21 protein-coding genes are annotated in these 21,537 nt (G+C 67.6%); 9 read left to right on the top strand and 12 right to left on the bottom strand.

All coding sequences use genetic code 11. The features are described from left to right. Window positions 1-517: 517 nt before the first annotated feature. On the bottom strand, window positions 518-1,489 hold the full coding sequence (locus ACWDUA_RS24020) for an alpha/beta hydrolase (RefSeq protein WP_449753535.1): 972 nt from the start codon (window positions 1,487-1,489) through the stop codon (window positions 518-520). Beyond that, on the bottom strand, window positions 1,486-2,862 hold the full coding sequence (locus ACWDUA_RS24015; RefSeq protein ID WP_449753534.1) for a flavin-containing monooxygenase: 1,377 nt from the start codon (window positions 2,860-2,862) through the stop codon (window positions 1,486-1,488). Before ACWDUA_RS24015 ends, ACWDUA_RS24020 begins: the two co-directional genes overlap by 4 nt. Before the next feature lie 109 nt (window positions 2,863-2,971). Here ACWDUA_RS24015 and ACWDUA_RS24010 point away from each other — a divergent pair, with 109 nt between their 5' ends. After that, window positions 2,972-3,583 (top strand): TetR/AcrR family transcriptional regulator, encoded by a 612-nt coding sequence (locus ACWDUA_RS24010; protein ID WP_449753533.1) that lies wholly within the window; start codon window positions 2,972-2,974, stop codon window positions 3,581-3,583. A 303-nt stretch (window positions 3,584-3,886) separates the two neighbouring features. On the opposite strand, the gene ACWDUA_RS24005 is transcribed toward ACWDUA_RS24010, so the two are convergent. Continuing rightward, window positions 3,887-4,582 carry a class I SAM-dependent methyltransferase gene (locus tag ACWDUA_RS24005; protein WP_449753532.1) on the bottom strand — a complete coding sequence of 232 codons (696 nt, stop codon included), beginning with the start codon at window positions 4,580-4,582 and terminating at the stop codon, window positions 3,887-3,889. Between the two features lie 61 nt (window positions 4,583-4,643). On the opposite strand from ACWDUA_RS24005, the gene ACWDUA_RS24000 reads away from it, so the two are divergent. Both ACWDUA_RS24000 and ACWDUA_RS23995 read left to right on the top strand, forming a co-directional pair. Beyond that, the gene (locus ACWDUA_RS24000; RefSeq protein ID WP_449753531.1) at window positions 4,644-5,612 is read left to right on the top strand and encodes an NADPH:quinone oxidoreductase family protein; all 969 of its coding nucleotides are present in this window, start codon (window positions 4,644-4,646) and stop codon (window positions 5,610-5,612) included. 41 nt (window positions 5,613-5,653) lie between these two features. Then, a complete protein-coding gene (locus tag ACWDUA_RS23995) occupies window positions 5,654-5,923 on the top strand; it encodes a DUF2277 domain-containing protein (protein ID WP_449753530.1) in 270 nt (89 codons plus the stop codon). 22 nt (window positions 5,924-5,945) lie between these two features. Here ACWDUA_RS23995 and ACWDUA_RS23990 read toward each other — a convergent pair whose 3' ends face one another. The 3 genes from ACWDUA_RS23990 to ACWDUA_RS23980 all read right to left on the bottom strand — a co-directional run bounded on the left by ACWDUA_RS23990 (window position 5,946) and on the right by ACWDUA_RS23980 (window position 8,629). After that, window positions 5,946-6,995 (bottom strand): oxygenase MpaB family protein, encoded by a 1,050-nt coding sequence (locus ACWDUA_RS23990; RefSeq protein WP_449753529.1) that lies wholly within the window; start codon window positions 6,993-6,995, stop codon window positions 5,946-5,948. A 99-nt stretch (window positions 6,996-7,094) separates the two neighbouring features. Beyond that, entirely contained in the window at window positions 7,095-7,967 is an 873-nt protein-coding gene (locus tag ACWDUA_RS23985; RefSeq protein WP_449753528.1) for a 5-oxoprolinase subunit C family protein, read from the bottom strand. Continuing rightward, a complete protein-coding gene (locus ACWDUA_RS23980; RefSeq protein WP_449753549.1) occupies window positions 7,964-8,629 on the bottom strand; it encodes a 5-oxoprolinase subunit B family protein in 666 nt (221 codons plus the stop codon). Before ACWDUA_RS23980 ends, ACWDUA_RS23985 begins: the two co-directional genes overlap by 4 nt. Before the next feature lie 97 nt (window positions 8,630-8,726). Here ACWDUA_RS23980 and ACWDUA_RS23975 point away from each other — a divergent pair, with 97 nt between their 5' ends. The 4 genes from ACWDUA_RS23975 (at window position 8,727) to ACWDUA_RS23960 (ending at window position 12,857) form a co-directional block, all read left to right on the top strand. Further along, a complete protein-coding gene (locus ACWDUA_RS23975; protein WP_449753527.1) occupies window positions 8,727-9,674 on the top strand; it encodes a carbohydrate kinase family protein in 948 nt (315 codons plus the stop codon). Window positions 9,675-9,735: 61 nt separating this feature from the next. Then, entirely contained in the window at window positions 9,736-11,061 is a 1,326-nt protein-coding gene (locus ACWDUA_RS23970; protein ID WP_449753526.1) for a citrate synthase, read from the top strand. Window positions 11,062-11,102: 41 nt separating this feature from the next. Next, the gene (locus ACWDUA_RS23965) at window positions 11,103-11,468 is read left to right on the top strand and encodes an FKBP-type peptidyl-prolyl cis-trans isomerase (protein ID WP_449753525.1); all 366 of its coding nucleotides are present in this window, start codon (window positions 11,103-11,105) and stop codon (window positions 11,466-11,468) included. A 39-nt stretch (window positions 11,469-11,507) separates the two neighbouring features. Then, on the top strand, window positions 11,508-12,857 hold the full coding sequence (locus tag ACWDUA_RS23960; protein ID WP_449753524.1) for a cryptochrome/photolyase family protein: 1,350 nt from the start codon (window positions 11,508-11,510) through the stop codon (window positions 12,855-12,857). Between the two features lie 156 nt (window positions 12,858-13,013). Here the strand turns inward: ACWDUA_RS23960 and ACWDUA_RS23955 are convergent, their stop codons facing one another. Genes ACWDUA_RS23955 through ACWDUA_RS23935 form a run of 5 tightly spaced genes read right to left on the bottom strand, consistent with a single transcriptional unit; the run spans window position 13,014 to window position 17,248 of the window. Beyond that, window positions 13,014-14,201 (bottom strand): ABC transporter permease, encoded by a 1,188-nt coding sequence (locus ACWDUA_RS23955; protein ID WP_449753523.1) that lies wholly within the window; start codon window positions 14,199-14,201, stop codon window positions 13,014-13,016. Next, window positions 14,198-15,094, bottom strand: a complete 897-nt coding sequence (locus tag ACWDUA_RS23950) for an ABC transporter ATP-binding protein (RefSeq protein ID WP_449753522.1) — start codon at window positions 15,092-15,094, stop codon at window positions 14,198-14,200. The genes ACWDUA_RS23955 and ACWDUA_RS23950 overlap by 4 nt, the downstream gene beginning before the upstream one ends. Then, window positions 15,091-15,747: a hypothetical protein gene (locus ACWDUA_RS23945; protein ID WP_449753521.1), complete on the bottom strand. Its 657-nt coding sequence runs from the start codon at window positions 15,745-15,747 to the stop codon at window positions 15,091-15,093. Before ACWDUA_RS23945 ends, ACWDUA_RS23950 begins: the two co-directional genes overlap by 4 nt. Before the next feature lie 50 nt (window positions 15,748-15,797). Then, entirely contained in the window at window positions 15,798-16,085 is a 288-nt protein-coding gene (locus ACWDUA_RS23940) for a helix-turn-helix transcriptional regulator (RefSeq protein ID WP_020793465.1), read from the bottom strand. 32 nt (window positions 16,086-16,117) lie between these two features. Continuing rightward, the gene (locus ACWDUA_RS23935) at window positions 16,118-17,248 is read right to left on the bottom strand and encodes an NAD(P)-binding domain-containing protein (protein ID WP_449753520.1); all 1,131 of its coding nucleotides are present in this window, start codon (window positions 17,246-17,248) and stop codon (window positions 16,118-16,120) included. Between the two features lie 112 nt (window positions 17,249-17,360). Between ACWDUA_RS23935 and ACWDUA_RS23930 the strand changes: the two genes are divergently transcribed. Together ACWDUA_RS23930 and ACWDUA_RS23925 are read left to right on the top strand one after the other, a co-directional pair. Continuing rightward, the gene (locus ACWDUA_RS23930) at window positions 17,361-18,092 is read left to right on the top strand and encodes an enoyl-CoA hydratase (protein WP_449753519.1); all 732 of its coding nucleotides are present in this window, start codon (window positions 17,361-17,363) and stop codon (window positions 18,090-18,092) included. Window positions 18,093-18,240: 148 nt separating this feature from the next. Then, window positions 18,241-20,073 carry a purine-cytosine permease family protein gene (locus ACWDUA_RS23925; RefSeq protein ID WP_449753518.1) on the top strand — a complete coding sequence of 611 codons (1,833 nt, stop codon included), beginning with the start codon at window positions 18,241-18,243 and terminating at the stop codon, window positions 20,071-20,073. On the opposite strand, the gene ACWDUA_RS23920 is transcribed toward ACWDUA_RS23925, so the two are convergent. Next, a complete protein-coding gene (locus ACWDUA_RS23920; protein WP_449753517.1) occupies window positions 20,053-21,138 on the bottom strand; it encodes an XdhC family protein in 1,086 nt (361 codons plus the stop codon). The genes ACWDUA_RS23925 and ACWDUA_RS23920 overlap by 21 nt on opposite strands. Window positions 21,139-21,537: the final 399 nt, after the last annotated feature.

Here is a 21,537-nt window from a genome sequence, read left to right as displayed (position 1 = left end):
GCTCGGTCCCGGCTCAATCAGCAAGAGGCGGTTGGTGGTTGAGCCGATGAGGAGCGGAGCGACGAGGCGTGTCGAAACCTCTGTCGGCCGAGTTCGCCGGCGTGACCACTCCGGAGGTGGTCACCACCCAGCCCGCGCTGCGGAGATTTCGACTCGGGTCCTCGCTTCGCTCGGTCCCGGCTCAATCAGCGTTCGGGGGGTGCTCGATTCGCTCGGTCCCGGCTCAATCAGCAAGAGGCGGTTGGTGGTTGAGCCGATGAGGAGCGGAGCGACGAGGCGTGTCGAAACCTCTGTCGGCCGAGTTCGTCGGCGTGACCACTTCAGAGGTGGTCACCACCCAGCCCGCGCTGCGGAGATTTCGACTCGGATCCTTGCTACGCTCGGTCCCGGCTCAATCAGCGTTCGGAGCGTCCTCGCTACCACTTCGAGATCGTGAACGGCGGCGAAACCCGCTGCCACGGAGTCTTCGTCGATCACATCGAGATGGAGCCGGCGCCATCCACCACCATCGCGGTGGTCATCCAGCCGACCCGTCCGTGGACACTGCCACGAGATGCCTGGACAGGAAGAGGAGCTGATGGGCGAGTGCGGTACCGAACCACGAGTCGTCCGATTCGGCGAACACATCGAAATGGTCGCAGGGATAGTGTCGGACCTCGGCTCGGGCGGAGAAGGCCGCCTTGGCGGCGGCCTGAGGCGGTGCGGCACGGTCGAAGTCGGCGATCTGCACCAGGACCGGCGCATCGACACCGGCGGCGTGCTTGTCGGCACGATACGAGCCCAGCTCCAGGCCCACCGCTGCGTCCACCTCGTTGCGCCAGCTCGGGCCGGCGATCCGCAGGTAGCTGTCCAGATATCCGGGTGCGGTGAGCGCGGCCTTGTCGCCGGGCGCACCGACAACGGGCATCATGAGCGGTCTCCGACCCAGCTTGCCGCCGAGCGCGCTGCCGATTCCCAGCGCGGTGGAACGCAGCATCGCCGTGGCACCGGCGGTGGGATAGTTGTGGATTCCGGCGGCCACACCACTGACCATCGGGACCATCGAGATCACGGCGGCTACATCCGACCGTCCACTCGTAGCGCGCGCCAGGTCGGCGGCCACCACCAGGACGTGTCCACCGGACTGCGAGAGACCCCACAGCACAACCCGTTTCGGGTCGACGCCGGGCTGCTGGACGGCGGCGTCGATCGCGGCGTGGTAGTCGGCGATCTGGCCGGTCATCGACACGTGCTGACGGGGTTCGCCACCGGACAGTCCGAAGGTGCGGTAGTCGAAGGCGAACACCGCCAGACCTGCGGCGGCCAGGCCCCGCGCATACGGTTCGAGTCCGGAATCCTTGGTGCCGCAGAATCCGTGGGCCATCACCACCACCGGGGCACCCGCGGGTCCGGCAAAGGGGGAGTCGGCGGCGGCGTCGAAGAACCAGGCGTCGCATTCGGTTCCGGCGGAGACGAAGCGGATGGTGCGCCGGATGTCGGTGCCGGTCATCGGGTCTCCTGCAGGGTGGGCTGGGTCACCGGGGCCCAGCGCATCGGTCCCAGATGGCCGGCGCGGGCACGACCGGCGGGGATCTCTTTGGTGCGCAGGTCGTGCTCGTAGAGATAGTAGTCGACCTGTTGGGTGTGACGGGCGCTCGGAACCATGTGGCCGGAATAGAATTGGCGCTCCTCGGCGATCACCCGGCGCATCTCCTCGACCTGCGGCAGCCGATACGTGCCGATCGCATACGAGCCGATCAGGCGGGCCTGGCACTCGACGAAGGGGAACAGCGTCGGTGTCGCCTGCGCGAAGCCCGCGAACACCAGATCGTCGACACCCGGGTAGAACATCCGCTTGTAGAGGTCGATCTTGTTGTCCGGTGCCGACAGGAAGTCGGGATCGAAGAACGGGAAGGTGATGTTGTAGCCGGTGGCGTAGATGATGATGTCGAAGTCGGCGCAGGTGCCGTCCTCGAAATAGACGGTGTCACCATCGAATCGGGTGATGTTGGGTTTGGCGGTGACATCACCTGATCCCAGCCGCAGCGGCAGTTCCACCGACTGTGTGGGATGTGCCTCGAAGAACTTGTGATTGGGCGTGGGCAGGCCGTAGTCCTCCGGGCGCCCGGCGGTCACCGGTTGCATGACCTGCATGAACTTGCGCTGCCACGAGAACGGGATGTGCGGCGAGGTGTGGTAGAAGCGGTCGGCGGGCTTGCCGCCGAAGTACTTCGGCACGATCCACGCACCCGACCGCGTCGACAGCATCAGCTCGTTGCGCAGTGCTTTGGACGACAACTCCACCGCGATGTCGGCGGCGCTGTTGCCCAGGCCGACCACCAGGATGCGTTTTCCGGTGAAGTCGTGTGGGGTACTGATGTCGATGTAGTGGTGCGCGTGCATCTCGATGCCGTCGAAGGTGCCGGGGAAGTCCGGATACCGCGGGTCCCAGTGGTGGCCGTTGGCGACGACGAGCAGGTCGAACAGCCGTGACTCCCCACGCTGTGTCTGCAACTCCCAGCCGCCGCCGTCGAGGCGTCGGGCATGGGTCACCCCGTTGGTGAACTCGATGTTCTCTCGCAGCCCGAAAGCATCGGTGTAGGAGTCGAGGTACTCCTTGATCTGCGTGTGGTGCGGGAAGTCCGGATACTCGTCCGGCATCGGGAAGTCCTTGAAGGACAACTGCAGCTTGGACGTGTCGATGTGCAGCGACCGGTAGGCACTCGAGTGCCCGTTGGGATTGCCGAAGGCCCAGTTGCCGCCGACCCGGTCCGACGACTCGAAGCACGTGTACGGCACGCCGTAGTCGGCAAGCATCTTGCCGGCGGTGAGTCCACTGATCCCCGCCCCGATCACAGCGGTGCGCGGAAGACGAGCGCGCATGGTTCCCCCTCAGGTGATGTTGACAGATCTATGGAACTGTCTACTCCTCCTGTGGGACGCCGGTGGACACTTTCGCGAAAATGTCTACCGAGGTTGCTAGAGTCGGGCCATGAGCCCTGTCCAGACCGGCGCCGACACCGCGGCCAGCGTCACCGATCGACTCCTCGACGCCACCGAGAAGCTGCTGGCCGAGCACGGGATCCGGGCCACCACGATGCAGCAGGTCGCCGAGGTCGCGGGGGTGTCGCGGGCGTGGTTGTATCGGCACTTCCCGGACAAGCGGGCGATGGTCGGCGCGGCGATCGTGCGGTTGACCGACTCGTTCTGGACCGACGCACGCGCCGAGCTCTCCACCATCGACGGGTTCGCCGGGCAGCTCAGCGCCGGCGTGCGGATCGGACGAGGCGCCTATGACGACCCGGGCACGCTTCTGCTCCGGCTGCGCACCGACGAGCCCGACGAGTACGCGGCCTGCGCGGATGTCGGTGTCGCGGGACTGATCCCGGACCTCGCCGCCTTCTGGCGGCCTTTCGTCGACGATGCGATCACCCGCGGCGAGGTACACCCCGACCACGATCCGGCCGAGACCGCCGAATGGGTCGCACGCATCCTGATCAGTCTGGGCACCATGCCGAGCGCCACGGTCGACGCCGATGATCCGGTATCGGTGCGGCGGCAGATCGATCGATATGTCATGCCCGCGTTACGTTCTGCACTCTGATGCCGCCCGATGCCCCCGGCCCGGACGGGCCGGGCAGCCGGTGTCGGGGCACCACGCCGCACGGCCCGGGGGACGTCGATCCGACGTCACCGACCGCGTCGGGAGAACTTCTCCGTGACCTGGTACACCTTGATCGCCACGGTGGTGAGGACCTTCTGGACAAGGGTCGGTTCCGGGGCCTGCTCGGACATGGATTCTCCTGTTCGTCACGGGTTCGCCAGATCAACGAGCCGGGCTCGGAGGCGCCGTCGCAACGACAGGTCCCGGTAGGCGAATCCCGAAGGACATGGAGGGCGCAGCCGACTACTTCGGCAGCGGTCGGCCGACCACACCCGAATCGCGGCGCAGTACCCGCAACGAGCCCTCCACCCGCACCTCGGTGAACTGTCCGCTCGCCAGCGCCTGGCAGTAGATCTCGTACGGCGGGCGTCCACCGTCGGCGGGATCGGGGAAGACGTCGTGGATCAGCAGGGCGCCGCCGATGCGCACCCACGGGGCCCAGCCGTCGAGGTCGTTCTGCGCGGCCTGCATGGAGTGGCCGCCGTCGATGAACACGAAGTCGGCGGGTTTGCCCCATGCGCGGGCGGCCGTCGTCGACGGGGCGAGCATCCCGATCACCGTCTGCTCGAGTCCGGCGTCGAACATGGTGCGGCGGAAGCGTGCCGACGTGTCGAGGGTGCCGGCATGCGGATCGACCAGGGTGGGGTCGTGGTACTCCCAACCAGGCTGGTGCTCTTCGGAACCGCGGTGATGGTCGACGGTCACCAGCACCGCGCCGGTGGTCTCGGCGGCCGAGCCGAGGAACACCGTCGACTTGCCGCAGTAGGTCCCGATCTCCACGCCGACCTTGGTCGATTCCGATTGGTTCAGGTGGTCGACGGCGATCTCGAACAGGGTCTGGGCCTCGTCGAGCGGCATGAATCCGGGCGCGTCGGCGGCGACCTGGAGACGTTCGGGTGAGGGAGCGGTGAGCGGCCTCGAGGCCGACGAGGCGGTCATGACCGACGATCCTAGCGTTGCCAAGCATGCGTTTGGTCGGCTCCGCGTAGGGTGAGCAAGCATGAGAGCTCAGGTACTCACCGCAGAGACCGGTCCGTCCGCGCTGGAACTCGTCGACGCCCCCGATCCGACACCGGCCGACGGGCAGGTCCTCGTCGACATCAAGTCGTGTGGGATCTGCTTCCCGGACCTGCTGATGAGCCAGGGCAAGTACCAGCTCCGCATCCCCACACCGTTCACCCCGGGCACCGAGGTCGCCGGCGTGGTGCGGTCGGCCCCCGAGGGTTCCGGCTTCTCCGCGGGCGACAACGTGCTCGTCGCCTCGGTGGTCGGTGGATTCGCCGAGCAGGTCGCCGCGGCCCCGGAGCAACTGCTGCCCATGCCCGACGGCCTCACCTTCGACGAGGGTGCCGCACTCGGGATCAACTTCCAGACCGCCTTGTTCGCCCTGAAACTGCGCGCCCAGACCGCACCCGGCGAGATCGTCGGCGTGCTCGGTGCCGCGGGCGGCATCGGCGTCGCATCGATCCTGGTCGCCAAGGCGATGGGGGCGCAGGTGGTCGCCATCGTGCATCGCAGCGGCGCCGAGGACCTGTTGCGCTCGCTGGGCGCCGACCACGTCGTCGCGCTCACCGACGGCTGGGGCGAGAAGCTGCGCGAGTTCGCGCCCGAGGGCGTCGACGTCATGATCGACCCGTCCGGTGGCGACGTGTTCGACGAAGCGTTGCGGCAGGTGGCCCCGGACGGCCGGTATGTGGTGATCGGCTTCGCCGCCGGCGGGATCCCCTCCGTCAAGCTCAACCGGGTGCTGTTCCGCAACATCGCCGTCGTCGGTGCCGCATGGGGCGAGTACATCCGCACCCATCCTGGCGTCCCGGCACTCCTGCACGATGAGCTGACCGAGATGATCGGGGCCGGACTGCGTCCACCGGTCAACGTGACCTACCCGCTCGAGGATCTGCCGCAGGCGTTGACCGATCTCGCCGAAGGGCGGATCCTGGGGAAAGCGGTCGTCCACATCGCCGACTGATCTGGACGAGGGCCGACGAGAACGCCGATCAAGGGAACGCCATGTGCCGCAACATCACCGAACTGCGGGGGCTCGAACCTCCGGCCACCGACGACGAGATCACTGCGGCCGCAGTACAATATGTGCGCAAGGTGGGCGGCGTCCGGCATCCGTCGGCGGCCAACACCGACGCCTTCGATGCGGCGGTCTCGGCGGTCGCCGCGGCCACCCGTGAGCTGCTCGCCGAACTTCCGGCGCGACGGCAACCCCCGAAGTCGGTGCCGCCGTTGCGTCGCCCGGAGGTGCAGGCCCGTATCGCGGCGCGGGGGTGATCGGTTCGCGGCGTGGAGATGATCACAGATCGCCGCGCGCGAGGGGTCGGTCGCCGTCGATCCGTCCGGGATGGGTGGCCCGGCGGGCGGCGTGTACCGGGCAGTAGTGCATCGGGTTGTCCCGCTCGTCGAGCGGCGGCAGATTGCGTGTCGGGGTCTGTACGAGGGGAGCAGTCATCGGTACCCGGCCCTGCACCCGATCCCAGGCATCCCGCGAGCGGGGATGGCGCAGAAGGCGTTTCGGTAGCAGTCGATGCATCACGAGGTCGACCACCCGGCCGAGCAGGGTGAACAGTCGCTCGTCGCGCTCGGTCCACTCGAGGTTCATCAGTTCCCGGATCGGTTCGTCGTAGAACCCGGTGGTCAGCCACAGGAAGAAGCGGGAGTTCGGCTCGGCGATGTGCTTGCGCCAGATCGGCTTCGGGATGAACCGGAGGAACGGCGGCGGTGGTAGCAAGGAGATGTCGAGGACGGTCCGAACCGACTCGTGATCGCGTAGTACGTTGCGGCACATGTGATCCCAGTACTCGAGGAAGTCCTCGTAGGTGTCGGGGACCGGTCGCATCGATACGCCGTACTGGGCGTACCAGACTTTCGACTCCTCGAACAGTTGTCGCTTCTGGTCCTCGGTGAGCCACGGCCCCATGCGTTCACACAGTCGGACGTTGCCGTACCAGAACGTGGCATGCGCCCAGTAGAAGACGTCGGGATCGAGCGCGTGATACCGCGAACCGTCGGGCATGGTGCCCTTGACCGTGCGGTGGTAGTCGCGCACCTCGTGGCCGGTCTCGGCGCCGGTCACCGTGTCGAAGACGACGCCGCTGATCGGGTACAGCGACCGCAGGAGCCGTTGCCAGCGTTCCGCGAAGAAGTCGGAGTGATCCCACACGGCCTGGCCGAGTTTGGGGTGCATGTTCTGGATCGAGCCGGCCCACAGGCCCTGCAACATGCCGGTCCAGGTGCCCCAGATCTGCCAGGTCAGCGAGTCCGGTCCGAGCGGCGCGTACTCGACCGGGGGGTTCGCGGGAGTCGACGCGGGGCGGACGTCCGGGGTCGACGCAACCTGTGGCATGAGACGAAATCCTAGAAGCGTCTCACCCCGTGTGTCAACGGCCTGTGTGTCAACGGTCAGCGTGTCAACCGGTACGGTCCTCCGCCGATCCTCGTGCGTTCAGTCCTCGACGAACCGCACCCGATCCCCGGCGACCAGTTGTGCGGCCCGACCCGACGCCGGTGCGGTGAGCACCGCGACGACGGGATATCCGCCGGTCACCGGGTGATCGGCCAGGAAGATCACCGGCTCGCCGCCGGGTGGGATCTGTACCGATCCGTGCGCCACGCCCTCCGACCGCAGTTCCGGTAGATCCGCGCGGTGTCGCAACGTGGCCGCGACCGATCCCGCGGGACGCGTCACCCGTACCCCGACGCGATTGCTGTCTGCGGTGGCCACCCATTCCCCGGTGAACAGTCCCGACGGGTCGGCGAGGTACATCCGCCGCGGCCCGGCCCGGGTCTCCAGGCGGGTGACGCCGGGGTGGGTGGAGTCCAACGGTGCCTCGGTGGCCGCCGGCCACGGGCCGTGCAGGTCGCCGACGCCGAGGATGTCGCCCGCCGACAGTGGCGCGGGTCCCAGTCCGGACAGGGTGTCGGTGGACCGGGAGCCGAGGACCACCGGGACGTCGAACCCACCGCGTACGGACACGTAGGTGCGGCACCCGTGTCCCGGTGCGCCCAGCGTCAGTTCGGTCCCCGCCGGAAGCGGTACGGCCGTACCGAGAGCCACCGCCGTATCCCCGACGTGGACCGGCACGGGCGCGCCGGTCACCGCGACCAGGACGGTGGCATCCGTCCGGATCCGCAAGCCGCCCAACGTGGCCTCGATGGCCGCAGCCGACCGGTCGTTCCCGACGAGGCGATTCCCCAGATCCATCGATGCGCGGTCGGCCGCGCCCGACCGCGGCACCCCGACATGGGCATACCCCGGCCGGCCTCGATCCTGGATCGTGGCCAGCGGTCCGGGGGCGAGGATCTCGATGAGGGTCACCGCGGCCGCCCGGTCACGTCGTCGAAGATCACCGTCATCCCCGCCGACAGCGTCGACGGAGTCGGGGCGTCCTCGTCCCACAGGGTGATGTCGGTGTGTCCCAGAAGGTTCCATCCACCCGGACTCTGTCGTGGGTAGACTGCCGAGTAGCCGGCGGCGATCGCCACCGACCCTGCCGGGACCCGCGTGCGCGGTTCGTCGCGTCGACCGATCCGGGTGAGCGGATGGTCGGGGTGGTCGGCCGGCACCAGATAGCCGAAACCCGGTGCGAAACCCATGAACTGGACACGCCACCGGGTGGTGTAGTGCATGCGTACCACCGCGGCGACGTCCACGTCGAGTATCCCGGCCACGGCCGCGAGGTCTTCTCCGTTGTAGTCCACCGGGATTCGGATCTCATCGGTCCCGTCATCGGCGTCGGCAGAATCGGTTCCGGTCGAACGCAACACCCGACGGAGTCCGAGTGAGTCGATACCCGAACCGGATTCGAACTGCACCAACACGGTCTCGGCGCTCGGCACGATGTCGGTCAGGGTCGGCAGTCCGCCCACCGCCCACGCCGCCCGCAACCGCCGATCGGTGCGCGTCACCGCCGACAACGGGTCGGGATCGGTGGAGAAGTCGAGCAGTACCGCATCCGGTCCCGCGGGAAGCTCGCTCATGGCCCGCTCGCTCATGGGCATCGAATCTACTCCCGCGTCCACGGGTGGATGGCACACTGAGCGTCGTGAACGCGCGGCGCCGGGGGAGCGCACCCCGATGAGGGAGATCGTCGTCTGCGGTGAGGCGCTCGTCGACGTCGTCTCCACCGCGTCGGGGGTACGTCCCGGTGGGCTCTCGCCGCTGCAGCCGGCGCTGGGCGGGGGCCCGTTCAACGTCGCGATCACGCTGGGCCGGCTCGGCAGTGCGGTGTCGTTCTGCTCGGCGGTGTCCACCGACGAGTACGGCGAGGCCATCATGGCCGCACTGTGGCATTCCGGGGTGGGCACCAGCCTGGTGCAGCGTCGTCCGGAGGCCACCCCGCTCGCGCTCGCCACGATCGGGTCCGACGGTGCCGCGCACTACACCTTTTACCTCGACGGCACGGCATCGCGCCTGGTCGGTGACCCGGGGCCGTTGGCACCGACGGTCTCGGCGGTCTGCTTCGGAACGCTGTCGCTGGTCCTCGAACCGGGGGCATCGGTGTACGAGGGGGTCCTGCGGCGCAGTCACGCCGACGGGCGGCTGGTGGCCTGCGACCCCAACATCCGGCCTGCGGTGATCGCCGACCCGGATGCCTACCGCCGCCGTTTCGCGTCCTGGATGGACGCGGTCGACATCGTCAAGCTCTCCGACGAGGACGCGGACTGGCTCGCACAGGGGCAGTCCGGTACCCGCCCGGCCGACTGGATCTCCGCGGGCGTGGCAGTGGTGCTCGTGACCGCAGGCGCCGACGGGATCGAGGTGATCACCGCATCCGGACGGCGCCACGTGCCGGCCCCGTCGGTGACCGTCGCCGACACCATCGGCGCAGGTGACAGCATCATGGGCGCGGTTCTGCACCGCGTCGACCGGCTGGGCGCACTGTCGTCGCGGGCGGCCGCCGACCTCTCCGACGACGCCTGGACCGAGATCGCCGCCTATGCCACCGCTGTGGCGGCGGTCACGGTGTCGCGCCCCGGTGCGGACCCTCCGTGGGCGAGCGAGCTGCGAACCGACTACGTTTAATACTCAAGAGTCCTGAACGGACGAGAAGGAAAATCTCGCACCTGAACGAAGGGGTCCACGAGTGTCCGCTGAAACAGTTCCCACCGGCGCGCAAACATCAGAGCCGGCCACGGCGACGTTCACTTACCCGGGCGGGACGCTGGATCTCCCGATCCTGGCGGCCAGCGAAGGCAGCGACTCGGTCGGCCTCGGTAAGTTCCTGTCGGAGACCGGCCTGACCACCTTCGACGGTGGTTTCGTCAACACCGCGTCGACGAAGTCCGCGATCACCTACATCGACGGTGATGCCGGCATCCTGCGCTACCGCGGAATCCCCATCGACCAGCTGGCCGAGAAGTCCACCTTCATCGAGGTCAGCTACCTGCTGATCTACGGTGAGCTGCCGACCCCCGCCCAGCTCGAGGAGTTCACCAACAAGATCCAGCGGCACACCCTGCTGCACGAGGATCTCAAGCGGTTCTTCGACGGCTTCCCGCGCAACGCCCACCCGATGCCGGTGCTCTCCAGCGCCGTCAACGCGCTGAGCGCCTACTACCAGGATTCGCTGGACCCGAAGGATCCGGAGCAGGTCGAGCTGTCGACCATCCGCCTGCTGGCCAAGCTGCCGACCATCGCGGCCTACGCCTACAAGAAGTCCGCGGGCCAGCCGTTCCTCTACCCCGACAACTCGCTGTCGCTGGTCGAGAACTTCCTGCGGATGACCTTCGGCTTCCCGGCCGAGCCCTACGAGGTCAACCCCGAGGTCGCCAAGGCCCTCGACATGCTGTTCATCCTGCACGCCGACCACGAGCAGAACTGTTCCACCTCGACGGTGCGGCTGGTCGGGTCCTCGCAGGCCAACCTGTTCACCTCGATCTCCGGTGGCATCAACGCCCTGTGGGGCCCGCTGCACGGTGGCGCCAACCAGGCCGTGCTCGAGATGCTCGAGGACATCAAGGCCTCCGGTGGCGACACCAAGGCGTTCATGACCAAGGTCAAGAACAAGGAAGACGGCGTGAAGCTCATGGGCTTCGGGCACCGCGTCTACAAGAACTACGATCCGCGTGCGGCCATCGTCAAGAAGACCGCCGACAAGATCCTCGAGTCGCTGGGCGTGCAGGACGACCTGCTCGACATCGCCAAGGGACTCGAAGAGGTCGCACTCAGCGACGACTACTTCATCGAGCGCAAGCTGTACCCGAACGTCGACTTCTACACCGGCGTCATCTACCGGGCGATGGGCTTCCCGACCCGCATGTTCACCGTGCTGTTCGCCCTCGGCCGCCTGCCGGGCTGGATCGCGCACTGGCGTGAGATGAACGCCGATCCCACCACCAAGATCGGTCGCCCGCGCCAGCTGTACACCGGCTACACCGAGCGCGACTACATCGGCCTCGGCGAGCGCTGAGCGTTCCCGGCGCACTCGAACCCGACTCAAAGGAGAGTCCCGTGAGCAGTACCAAGCCCGAGGTCGAATTCCCCGAGGGCCCGGCCCCGGTCGAGCTCGAAGTGACCGATCTGGTCGTCGGTGCCGGCGATCAGGCGCAGCGTGGTGATGTCGTCGACGTGCACTACGTCGGCGTCGACTTCGAATCCGGCGAGGAGTTCGACTCCTCCTGGGACCGTGGTCAGTCCGCCCGTTTCCCGCTGGAGCGGCTGATCCCGGGATGGCAGGAGGGGATCCCCGGCATGAAGGTCGGTGGCCGCCGCCGGCTGACCGTGCCGCCGGAGCTCGCCTACGGTCCGGCCGGTGGTGGACACCGTCTGTCCGGTCGCACGCTGGTGTTCGTCATCGACCTGCTCGGCGTCGGATAGCCCATCTCGACCCATCCCGACGACGTCGGTGCCGCAGATATGGCGGCACCGGCGTTGTTGTGGTTTCGGCGGGACCTACGCCTCGGCGATCTGCCTCCGCTGGCCGCGGCCATCGGCGACGGCCGGCCGGTGGTGGGCTGCTTCGTCCTCGATCCCCGGCTCGAACAGTCGGCTGGCGATCGACGCCTCGCCTTCCTCTATGACTCGTTGCGGTACCTCGACGACGCGCTGGACGGGCGACTCCTGGTGGTCCGGGGGCGCCCGGAGGCCGAGATCCCACGGTTGGTCCGCACCGTCGGCGCAGGTGCGGTGTACGCCGGACAGGATCCGTCGCCATTCGGTCGGCGCCGGGACGCCGCCGTGGCCGCGGCGCTGACGACGCCCGCCGGTGCCGGTGCCCCGGGAGGCGTCGTCCTGGAACAGGTCGGCTCGCCGTACCTGGTGTCACCCGGGCGGATTCGCAAATCCGACGGGGATCCGTACAAGGTGTTCACGCCGTACTTCCGGCAGTGGCAGGCGCACGGGTGGAGACGTCCGGCGGAGACCTCGATCGAGCGGGCCCGGATCATCGACCCGGATGACCTGGCGGTGTCGGAACGTGTGACCATCCCGCCTGCGCCGGTGGAATCGCCGCTTCCCGCCGGTGAGGTCGCGGCCACCGAACGGTGGCGGGACTTCGTGGAATCCGGGCTCGCCGGCTACGCCGAGGATCGTGATCGACCGGATCTCGATGCGAGCAGCCGGATGTCGGCATATCTGAAGTTCGGCAACATCCATCCGCGCACGATGGCGCTCGACCTGACGGGCCATGATCCCGCCGGCTCCGATTCTGCCGGTTCCGCAGCGTATCTGCGGGAGCTGGCCTTTCGGGACTTCTATGCCGACGTGTTGTTCTGTTGGCCGGAGTCGGCCTGGCACAACTGGAATCGGGGCTTCGACGGGATCGACCTCGACACCGACGCCGCCGCACATGCGCGGTTCGACGCCTGGCGGGCGGGTGAGACGGGGTTCCCGCTGGTCGACGCGGGTATGCGCGAACTGGCCCAGACCGGGTTCATGCACAACCGGGTGCGGATGCTCACGGCGTCGTTCCTGGTCAAGGATCTGCACCTGCCGTGGTGGTGGGGTGCCCGGTGGTTTCTCGACCAGCTCGTCGACGGCGACATCGCCTCCAATCAACACGGCTGGCAGTGGGCAGCAGGCACGGGAACCGATGCCGCGCCGTACTTTCGCGTGTTCAACCCCACTCTCCAGGCGAAGAAATTCGATCCGCAGGGTGACTACGTGGCGCGGTGGGTGCCGGAGTTCGGGACCGATCGGTATCCGGAACCGATCGTCGACCACAAGGCCGAGCGCGCGGAGGCCCTGCGCCGGTTCGGTGAGCTCTGACCCGATTGTGGGATGGCCGGTGGTGGGCGTCGGCGGGTCCGTCGTAGGCTGGGGTCGTCACCGACGCTCTCGGTGACGACAGATCGTTCGTATGCCCCTCTCACACAGCAGGAGCGTCCGGTGGGCGCTCCTGCTGCATGCGATTCGGCAGCGAGATCACCGCGCCATGCTCAGCGCCTCCCGGAACGACACCCGTGTTCCGGTGCGCAGGATCGAGCGCTGGTAGATGCGGGCCGAGACCCACGTGGCGAGCACACACGCCGCGATCATCACCATGATGGTGACGATCACCTGCAGGACGTCGGTGTCGCCGGTGGCGATTCGGATCGGCATCAGGACCGCGCTGAACGGTGGAATCCAGCTGAGCACGGTGATGAACGTGGAATCGAGCGCCTGGATCCCGAACACCCCCGAGTAGAGCACCGCCAGGGAGAGCACGGTCAGCGGCGCGATCGCCGAGTTCAGCTCCTCCTGCCGCGACACCAGGGCGCCGGTGGCGGCATAGAGGATCGCGAAGAACAGGAAACCGAGGACGAACCACACGAGGACCGCCGCGAACATGCCGATCGCGGTGCCGGCGATGGTGAGCAGTCCGGTGGCGGTGCCGGCGATCAGCGCGGTGGCGCCGAGCACCACCACCTGCACCAGGGCGATCAGGCCGATGCCCAGGATCTTGCCCCACAGCAGGTGCAGCGGTTTGACGGTTGCGAGCAGGATCTCCACGATGCGGGAGGTCTTCTCCTCGACCACACCCACCGCCACCATCGCGCCGCCGGTCATGATCGCCATCATCAGCAGGATGGACCCGACCAGGGCCACCGCGATTCGTTGTCCCTCATCGGGTTTGGTCGGCGAGGTCTCCTCGGTGCGGATGGTGGCGCGAGGGAGAGACGCCGGGTCGACCCCGTGTCCGGCGAGGCCCGCGGCGAGCACCGACTGATCGATAGAGGCGTGCACGATCCCGGCCAGGGAGTCGTCGATGCCGGACTTGCCGATCAGTACGAACTCGTCGGGCGGGCCTGCGACGATCGCGGCGTCGAGATCTCCGGAGGAGACGTCGTCGCGGGCCTGTTGCGCCGACGCCACGCTCACCACGTCGACCGGGGTGCCGGTGGCCGTCCCGGATGCCTCGAGGGTGGCCGACAGGCCCGGCGCGTCGCCCACGAGCCCGACCCGCTCGGTGCTCGGGCCACCGCCGGACACCGCCGACCAGATGATCGCGCCCACCACGATCACCAGCATCAGGGCGACGGTGCTGATCACGAAGGACCGGGTCTTGGCGCGGGTGATGATCTCGCGGCGGGCGATCAGCCAGATCGCCGAGGACACGGACGGTGCACTCATGCGGTGACCACCTCTCGGAACAGGTCGGTGAGCGACGGGGTGGACGTGGTGAACCGGTGGACCGGTCCGGCGGCGAGCGCGGCGGCCAGGACCTGCTGGTCGTCGACGACGGACGGGTCGACGACCAGGGCCGTGGTGGGGCCGTAGTCGGCGGTCAGGACGCCGGGCACGCCGTCGGCCCAGCACCTGTCGGAGTCGGGGCCGGTCACCTCGAGGGTGACCCCGCCGCGGGCCCGGAGATCGTCGACGGCGCCGATCGCGCGCATCTCGCCGCGGGCGATGATCCCCACCCGATCACACAGCCGCTGCACGAGGTCGAGCTGATGCGAGGAGAAGACCACCGGGATCCCCTCGGCCGCCTTCTCCTCGAGTACCTCGCTCATCACGTCGACGGCCACCGGGTCGAGTCCGGAGAACGGTTCGTCGAGTACGAGGACGGTGGGATCGTGGATCAGCGCGGCGGCCAGCTGCACGCGCTGCTGGTTGCCGAGTGACAGGTCGCCCACGTTGTCGTCGAATCGTGATGCGACACCGAGTCGTTCGGTCCAGTGACGAGCACTGGCGAGGGCGTCGCCTGCGTTCAGTCCGTGTAGCCGGGCCAGGAACTGCAGCTGCTCACCGACTTTCATCTTGGGATACAGGCCGCGTTCCTCGGGCATGTAACCGATCCGGCGGCGGGTGACCAGGTCGATCGGTCGGTCGCCCAGGCGCACCTCACCGGTGTCGGCGGCGAGCACGCCCAGCACGATCCGCATGGTGGTGGACTTGCCCGCCCCGTTGCTGCCGACGAACCCGAAGATCTCGCCGGGTCGGACGTCGAAGGTCATGTCGCGCAGGGCGATCACATCCCCGAATCGTTTGTGCAGGCCGTCGACGGCCAGTGTGCCGGTCATCGGTGGGTTCCCTTCTGGTCGGCGGGTACGGGGTGTGCGGGTTCGGGATGTGTGGGACCGGCGTGGGATGTGCCGGGGTGGGCGGGGATCACGTCGTCGTCAGGGTCGGGGTCGGTCATCCACCAGGCGATGAGCATGGACGGCAGCACCCCGGCGGACAGCAGCAACGACACCAGGAGGATCGCGACCCCGTACACCGTCTGTCCGGCCACCTCGTCCTGCACCGACAGCCCGATCAGGACGAGGTACGGGATGAACATCAGAGTGAACAGGACGATGAATGCCAGTGATCGCGCCGAATTGCGCTGTGCCAGTTGGATCTCGTCGAGGGCGGTGACTGGTGCGTCGCCGATCGAGCCGGTGATGATGCGCAGGATTCGCTGCCAGACGAGGGTGGCCAGGGCGCCCCCGACGAAGGGGATGACAAACCAGGTCTTGTCGAAGAACGCCGGGACGGTGCCGAGCAACATCACCAGAACGCTGGTCATCTGGGCGATCACGACCCGGCGGTAGGTGCGCCGGTTGCGCCAGCTGCGTAGCCGGCCGGCGTTGCGCGCGGTGAATCGTTGATGCCGTTCGCCGCGCCAGGCGTCGAAGCGGCGCCAGAACACCGGTTGTGCTTCCTCGGGTATCGCCGAGTTGGGGTCATACATCGTGCACCTCCACCAGGGACGGTTGCTCGTGGACTGGGTTCTGATCCGCCTCAGGTGGGCGTACCGGCGTCGGGGACCGGTCGCCGATACAGTTCGGCCGACATCGCCCCGAACTCCGACCGGCTGAAGACGGCCTCGACCGGCAGGTCGAATACGTCGCAGATCCGGAAGGCCAGATCCAGGCTGGGGTAGTGATCACCCCGCTCCAGCGCTCCGACGGTCTGGACGTTGACACCGACCAGTTCGGCCAGCTGAGCCCGGCTCATCCGACGCTCGGCGCGCAGAACGCCGAGTCGGTTGAAGATGGGGAGCTTCTCGCCCCGCCTGACCGGACTCACCCATCCGATTGTTGGGAAAACCCAACAGAATGTCAAACAGTCTGGACCTCGAGCAGGTCGGCGACGGTGCGGGCGGCCTCGCGGCCCGCCCGGTTGGCGCCGATCGTCGACGCCGACGGGCCATACCCGAGCAGCTGGATGCGCGGGTCGTCGGCGACGACGGTGGCCAGCCGCCCGGTCATGGTGATCCCGCCGCCGGGCCCGCGCAGCCGCAACGGTGCGAGATGGTCCAGTGAGCTGCGGAAGCCGGTGTTCCAGAAGATGACGTCGACATCCAGTTCGGTCCTGCCGGTGCCGTTCGAGCCCGCACCGCCGCAGTCCCAGCACACGCCGGTCTCGGTGATCCGGGTGAACATCGGACGCCAGGTGAGGATGCCGTCCCTGCGCGCGGCGTCGATCGCCGGCGTCAGGGCCAGCCCGGTCACCGACACCACCGACGTCGGCGGCAGCCCCGCGCGCACGCGTTCGTCGACGCGGGCGACGGCCACGCGACCCTTCTCCGGGGTGAACGGCGTCGGATCGAAGGACGGTTCGCGGCGCGAGCACCAGAAGGTCTGCACGTTCGGTGCGTTCCGGGCGATCTCGATCAGCAGCTGGACGGCGGAGATGCCCGCTCCCACCACCAGGACGCGCTTGCCCGCGAACTCCTCGGGGCCGGTGTAGTCGTGTGTGTGCAGCTGCCTGCCACCGAAGTCCTCGATCCCGGGAATGTGCGGGATGAACGGGCGATCCCAGGTACCGGTGGCGTTGATCAGGGCGCCGGTGGTGATCTCGGTGGGCCTCTCGCCGGCGGGATGGGGCCGCAGGTGGACGCGGAAGCCGTCCCCGTCGCGGGTGACCGACCGGACGTGTACCGGCCGTTCCACGTGCAACCCGAACCGCTTCTCGTACTGCCCGAAGTAGTCGGGGACGGCCGTCGATGCCGGATAGGCGTCGCAGTCGCCGCCGAGTGCCTCGACGAGCCCGAATCCGGGCAGGTCGTGTACCCGGTTGGCCGCGGCGAGGGTCAGCGTCGGCCAACGGAACTGCCAGGCACCGCCGGGGCCGGGGGCGTGGTCGAGCAGTTGGTAGCGATCGCCGAGTCCGAATCGATGCAGGAAGTAGGCCGCCGACAGGCCGGCCTGGCCGCCGCCGATGATCAGCACGTCGGTGTGGGTACGCACCCGGCCAGCCTGTCACGGACCGGTCCACGGCACGAGCGGGCCCGCCGTGACCGCGCCACGCCGCTCACGCCGGGCACGCCTGCGCGGTCCCGGGTGGGTAGGCTCTGGGGCCATGATTGCCAGCAGTGTCGACGGTGCCGTCACGACCATCACGCTCGATCGTCCCGACAAGCGCAATGCCCTCAACGACGATGTCCTCGCGGGCATCGGCGACGCCTTCACCGCCGCGGTCGACGGCGGATCGCGGGTCATCGTGCTCACCGGCGCCGGAACGGTGTTCAGCGCCGGTGCCGACCTGTCGGGTCCGGTGTACGAGCCCGGATTCCTCGACAAGCTCGTCGCCACGCTCCAGCGGATCGAGGCCACCCCGGTCCCGGTGATCGCCGCGCTCAACGGCGCCGCCCTCGGTGCCGGCCTGCAGCTGGCCATGGCCGCCGATCTGCGGGTCATGGCCCCGGATGCGATCGCCGGTATCCCGGCCGCGAAACTCGGTGTTGCCGTGGATGAGTGGACGATCCGTCGGCTGGTCTCGCTGGTCGGTGCGGGACAGGCGAGCGGGATGCTGATCGGCTGTGAGCCGATCTCGGCCGACCGGGCGCACACCCTCGGCTTCGCCAACCGCATCGGTGACCTCGCGGATGCCCAGCACTGGGCCGCGTCGATCGCCGAGCTGGCGCCCTTGACGCTGCAGCACTACAAGATGGTGCTCAACGGGGACGGCGCCCGCAACGATCCGCCCGCCGACCGCCAGGCGGCCATGCTCAAGGCTTGGCAGAGTGAGGATCTCGCCGAGGGGCGGGCCGCACGCACCGAGAAGCGCAAGCCCCACTTCTCGGGAAAGTAACTCCACCACAGCGCATTTCGGACATTCCGGACGCCGGACCGATCGAAGTCCCGATCGGCCCGGCGTTACGCGTCGGCAACACGACGGGAAGCCGTGTGTAACCCCACCTTTCTAGCGTTGGCCCAATCCGTGACCGGAAGGGGAAGACGTGTCAAAGGATCACCATGGGGTGGACGAATTCACCGCTGAGATCGGCGAGATCGAGAACGCCGAACACGGCATCATCGCCACCGGCGCCCAGGCGGCCGCCGCACGCGAATCACTCGAGGACTACACGCTGCGGTTCGCACCCCGCAGCTACCGCAAGTGGGGGCCGGGCGTCGTCGCCATCTCCGCCCTCGGCGGCATCGCCTACCTGGCCGACTTCGCCATCGGCGCCAACATCGGCATCGCCAACGGAACGGGGAATGCCCTGTGGGGCATCCTGTTCTTCGCGGTCGTCATCGTGCTCACCGGCTACCCGCTGGCCTACTATGCCGCTCGCTACAACATCGACCTCGACCTGATCACCCGGGGCAGCGGATTCGGTTACTACGGTTCGGTTCTCACCAACGTCATCTTCGCATCGTTCACGTTCATCTTCTTCGCCCTCGAGGGATCGATCATGGCGCAGGGTCTGCTCCTGGGCCTGAAGATCCCGCTCTGGGTGGGCTATCTGCTGTCGTCGGTGCTGATCATCCCGCTGGTCATCTACGGCATGAACACCCTGGCCAAACTTCAGGTGTGGACCACCCCGCTGTGGCTGGTCATGATGGTCCTGCCGTTCGCATACCTGGTGATCAAGCATCCGTCGGCGATCGGTGACTTCTTCGCGTTCAGCGGCGTCGACTCCGACGGCAACCCGGCAGGCAAGGGCGTGAGCTTCGCCGGGACGATGCTCGCCGCCGGTGTGTGCCTGTCGCTGATCGCGCAGATCGCCGAACAGATCGACTACCTGCGGTTCATGCCGCCGCGCACCCCCGACAACACACGCAAATGGTGGATCGCCACCCTCACCGCCGGACCGGGCTGGGTGTTCTTCGGTGCGCTCAAACAGATCGTCGGACTCTTCCTGGCGGTGTACCTGATCGGTATCTCCGTCGACAACGCCGGCATCGCCAATCAGCCGGTGCATCAGTTCGTCGAGATCTATCAGGACTTCCTGCCACACTGGCTGGCACTGACCCTCGCGGTGATCCTGGTGGTCATCTCGCAGGTGAAGATCAATGTCACCAATGCCTATTCGGGTTCGCTCGCGTGGACCAACGCGTTCACCCGCGTCACCAAGACCTACCCCGGCCGGCTGGTGTTCCTGTTCTTCAACGTGATCATCGCCATCGTGCTGATGGAGGCCGACATGTTCAGCTTCCTGAACAACCTTTTGAACTTCTACGCCAACTGCGGTATCGCGTGGATTGCCGTCGTTGCCTCCGACATCGCGATCAACAAGTACCTGCTCGGCATCTCGCCCAAGCAGCCGGAGTTCCGGCGCGGCATGCTCTACAACGTCAACCCCGTCGGCTTCGGGTCCTTGATCGTCGCCGCCGGTGCGTCGATCCTGGTGTACTTCAGCGTCTTCGGGGACTCGATCCAGCCGTACTCGCCGCTGGTCGCGTTGATCCTCGCCGTGGTGCTGCCCCCTGTGCTGGCACTGGCGACCGGCGGCCGCTACTACCTGCGGCGCACCGACGACGGCATCGATCTGCCGATGTACGACGAGCACGGCAACCCCAGTGACGCGAAGCTCATGTGCTGCGTCACCGGCATCGAGTTCGAGCGTCCCGACATGATCGCGTCCGCGGTCCCGGGCCCGAACGGCGAGAAGCAGTACATCAGCTCCCTCGCGCTGAGCTGTGACCGATCCGGCCAACACGTCCTGCCCGCGCAGCCGGTGACGTCGTCGACCACCGACCTCACCGCCGTCGCATCCGGACCAGACTCGGGGACGATCGATGACAAGCCCGTCGACGAGGAGGGCGCCTCAGCGGTGGATGGGTCCTGAGGTCTGATGCAATGGCGTGGCGGTGCGACCGTGTCGTTCGGCGATCAGTTGCGCGGCGATCGACACGGCCACCTCCGCCGGCGCGTGCGCCCCGAGGTCGAGCCCGAGAGGGGAACGGATCCGCCCCAACTGATCGGGGTCGGTCCCGTTCTCCCGCAGTCGTTCCCGGCGGTCGGCGACGGTCCGTCGGGAACCCAGCGCACCGATGAAGGCGATGTCGGGGGAAGCGAGCGCCACCTGTAGGGTGGGGACGTCGAACTTGGCATCGTGGGTCATCACGCACACACACGTCCGGTGATCGACCCGCCCGGCCGAGATCTCCTGCGCCAGATAGCGGTCCGGCCACATCATGATCACCTCGTCGACATCCGGGAAGCGTGCCCGGGTGGCGAACACCGGTCGCGCATCCACCACGGTGACCCGATATCCCACTGTGGTGCCCAGTGATCCGAGTGCACGGACGAAGTCGTTGGCGCCCACCAGGATCAACCGCGACCCGGGCGCAAAGGTGTGCACAAAGGTCCGAGGTCGCAGCATCGAGTCGGCCTCGGCTGTCTCACAGTCGTCCATCCCCACGATGCCGCTGCGCCCGTTGCGCAGCAGGTCGTCGATGTCATGGCCGAGACCGGGAGACGACGACGGCGTCCGCGTGCTGGTCAGCTGCCAGCGGGGTGACTCCCCGAGCGTGGTGGTCCAGGCGATCGGGATACCCGCATCGAGCGCTTCGGCGAGTTCGGTCAGCTCGGGCAGTTGCCGGTCGGTCACCCGCTCGGTGAACACCTCGAGTTCCCCACCGCAGGTCAGGCCGATCCCGATACCATCCGGCTCGGCGATGCCGAAGTGCTCGATCACCGCCACACCATCGGCGAGGACCTGCTCGGCGGTACACACCACCGCCGACTCGACGCAGCCACCCGACACCGATCCGATCACCTCGCCCGACGCCGTGACGAGCATCGATGCTCCGACGCCGCGAGGGGATGCCCCGGTCGTCGTGATCACCCGGGCAAGCGCCACCGGGCCGTAGGCCAGACGGTCGATCAGGGCGGGCAGGACATCACGCATGCTCTCAGTGTCCGCCCGTGCATGTGAGATTGCGAATCGAAAGGGAAATCGTGGTGTCCGTGCCGGCCCCGGATCAATGCGTTCTGTCCAACCGGCAACTGACAGTTGTTGGTTTCCTGGACGAGGTGCGGAGTGACGAGGTGTCGACGTGGTTGTTTTGCGGTGTCGGGTTGCGGGGATTTCGACTCGGGTCCTCGCTTCGCTCGGTCCCGGCTCGATCAGCAACGCCCGGTTGGTGGTTTCAGTGTCACTCTTGTGGAGCCACCAAGTTGGTGGTTGTGTTCAGTCCACCGGGCATCTGGCTCTGAATCCCCCGGGGTTTCGTGCCGCTTCCTTTTGAGTCAGGAAGGATGAGCACATGCCGAAAAACATTGATCCCGAGGTCAAGGCTCGTGCGTT

This window comes from Gordonia sp. NPDC003376 (assembly GCF_053589235.1).
The sequence above is the reverse complement of the archived record's forward strand: the minus strand, read 5'-3'. Positions and strand labels throughout refer to the sequence as shown.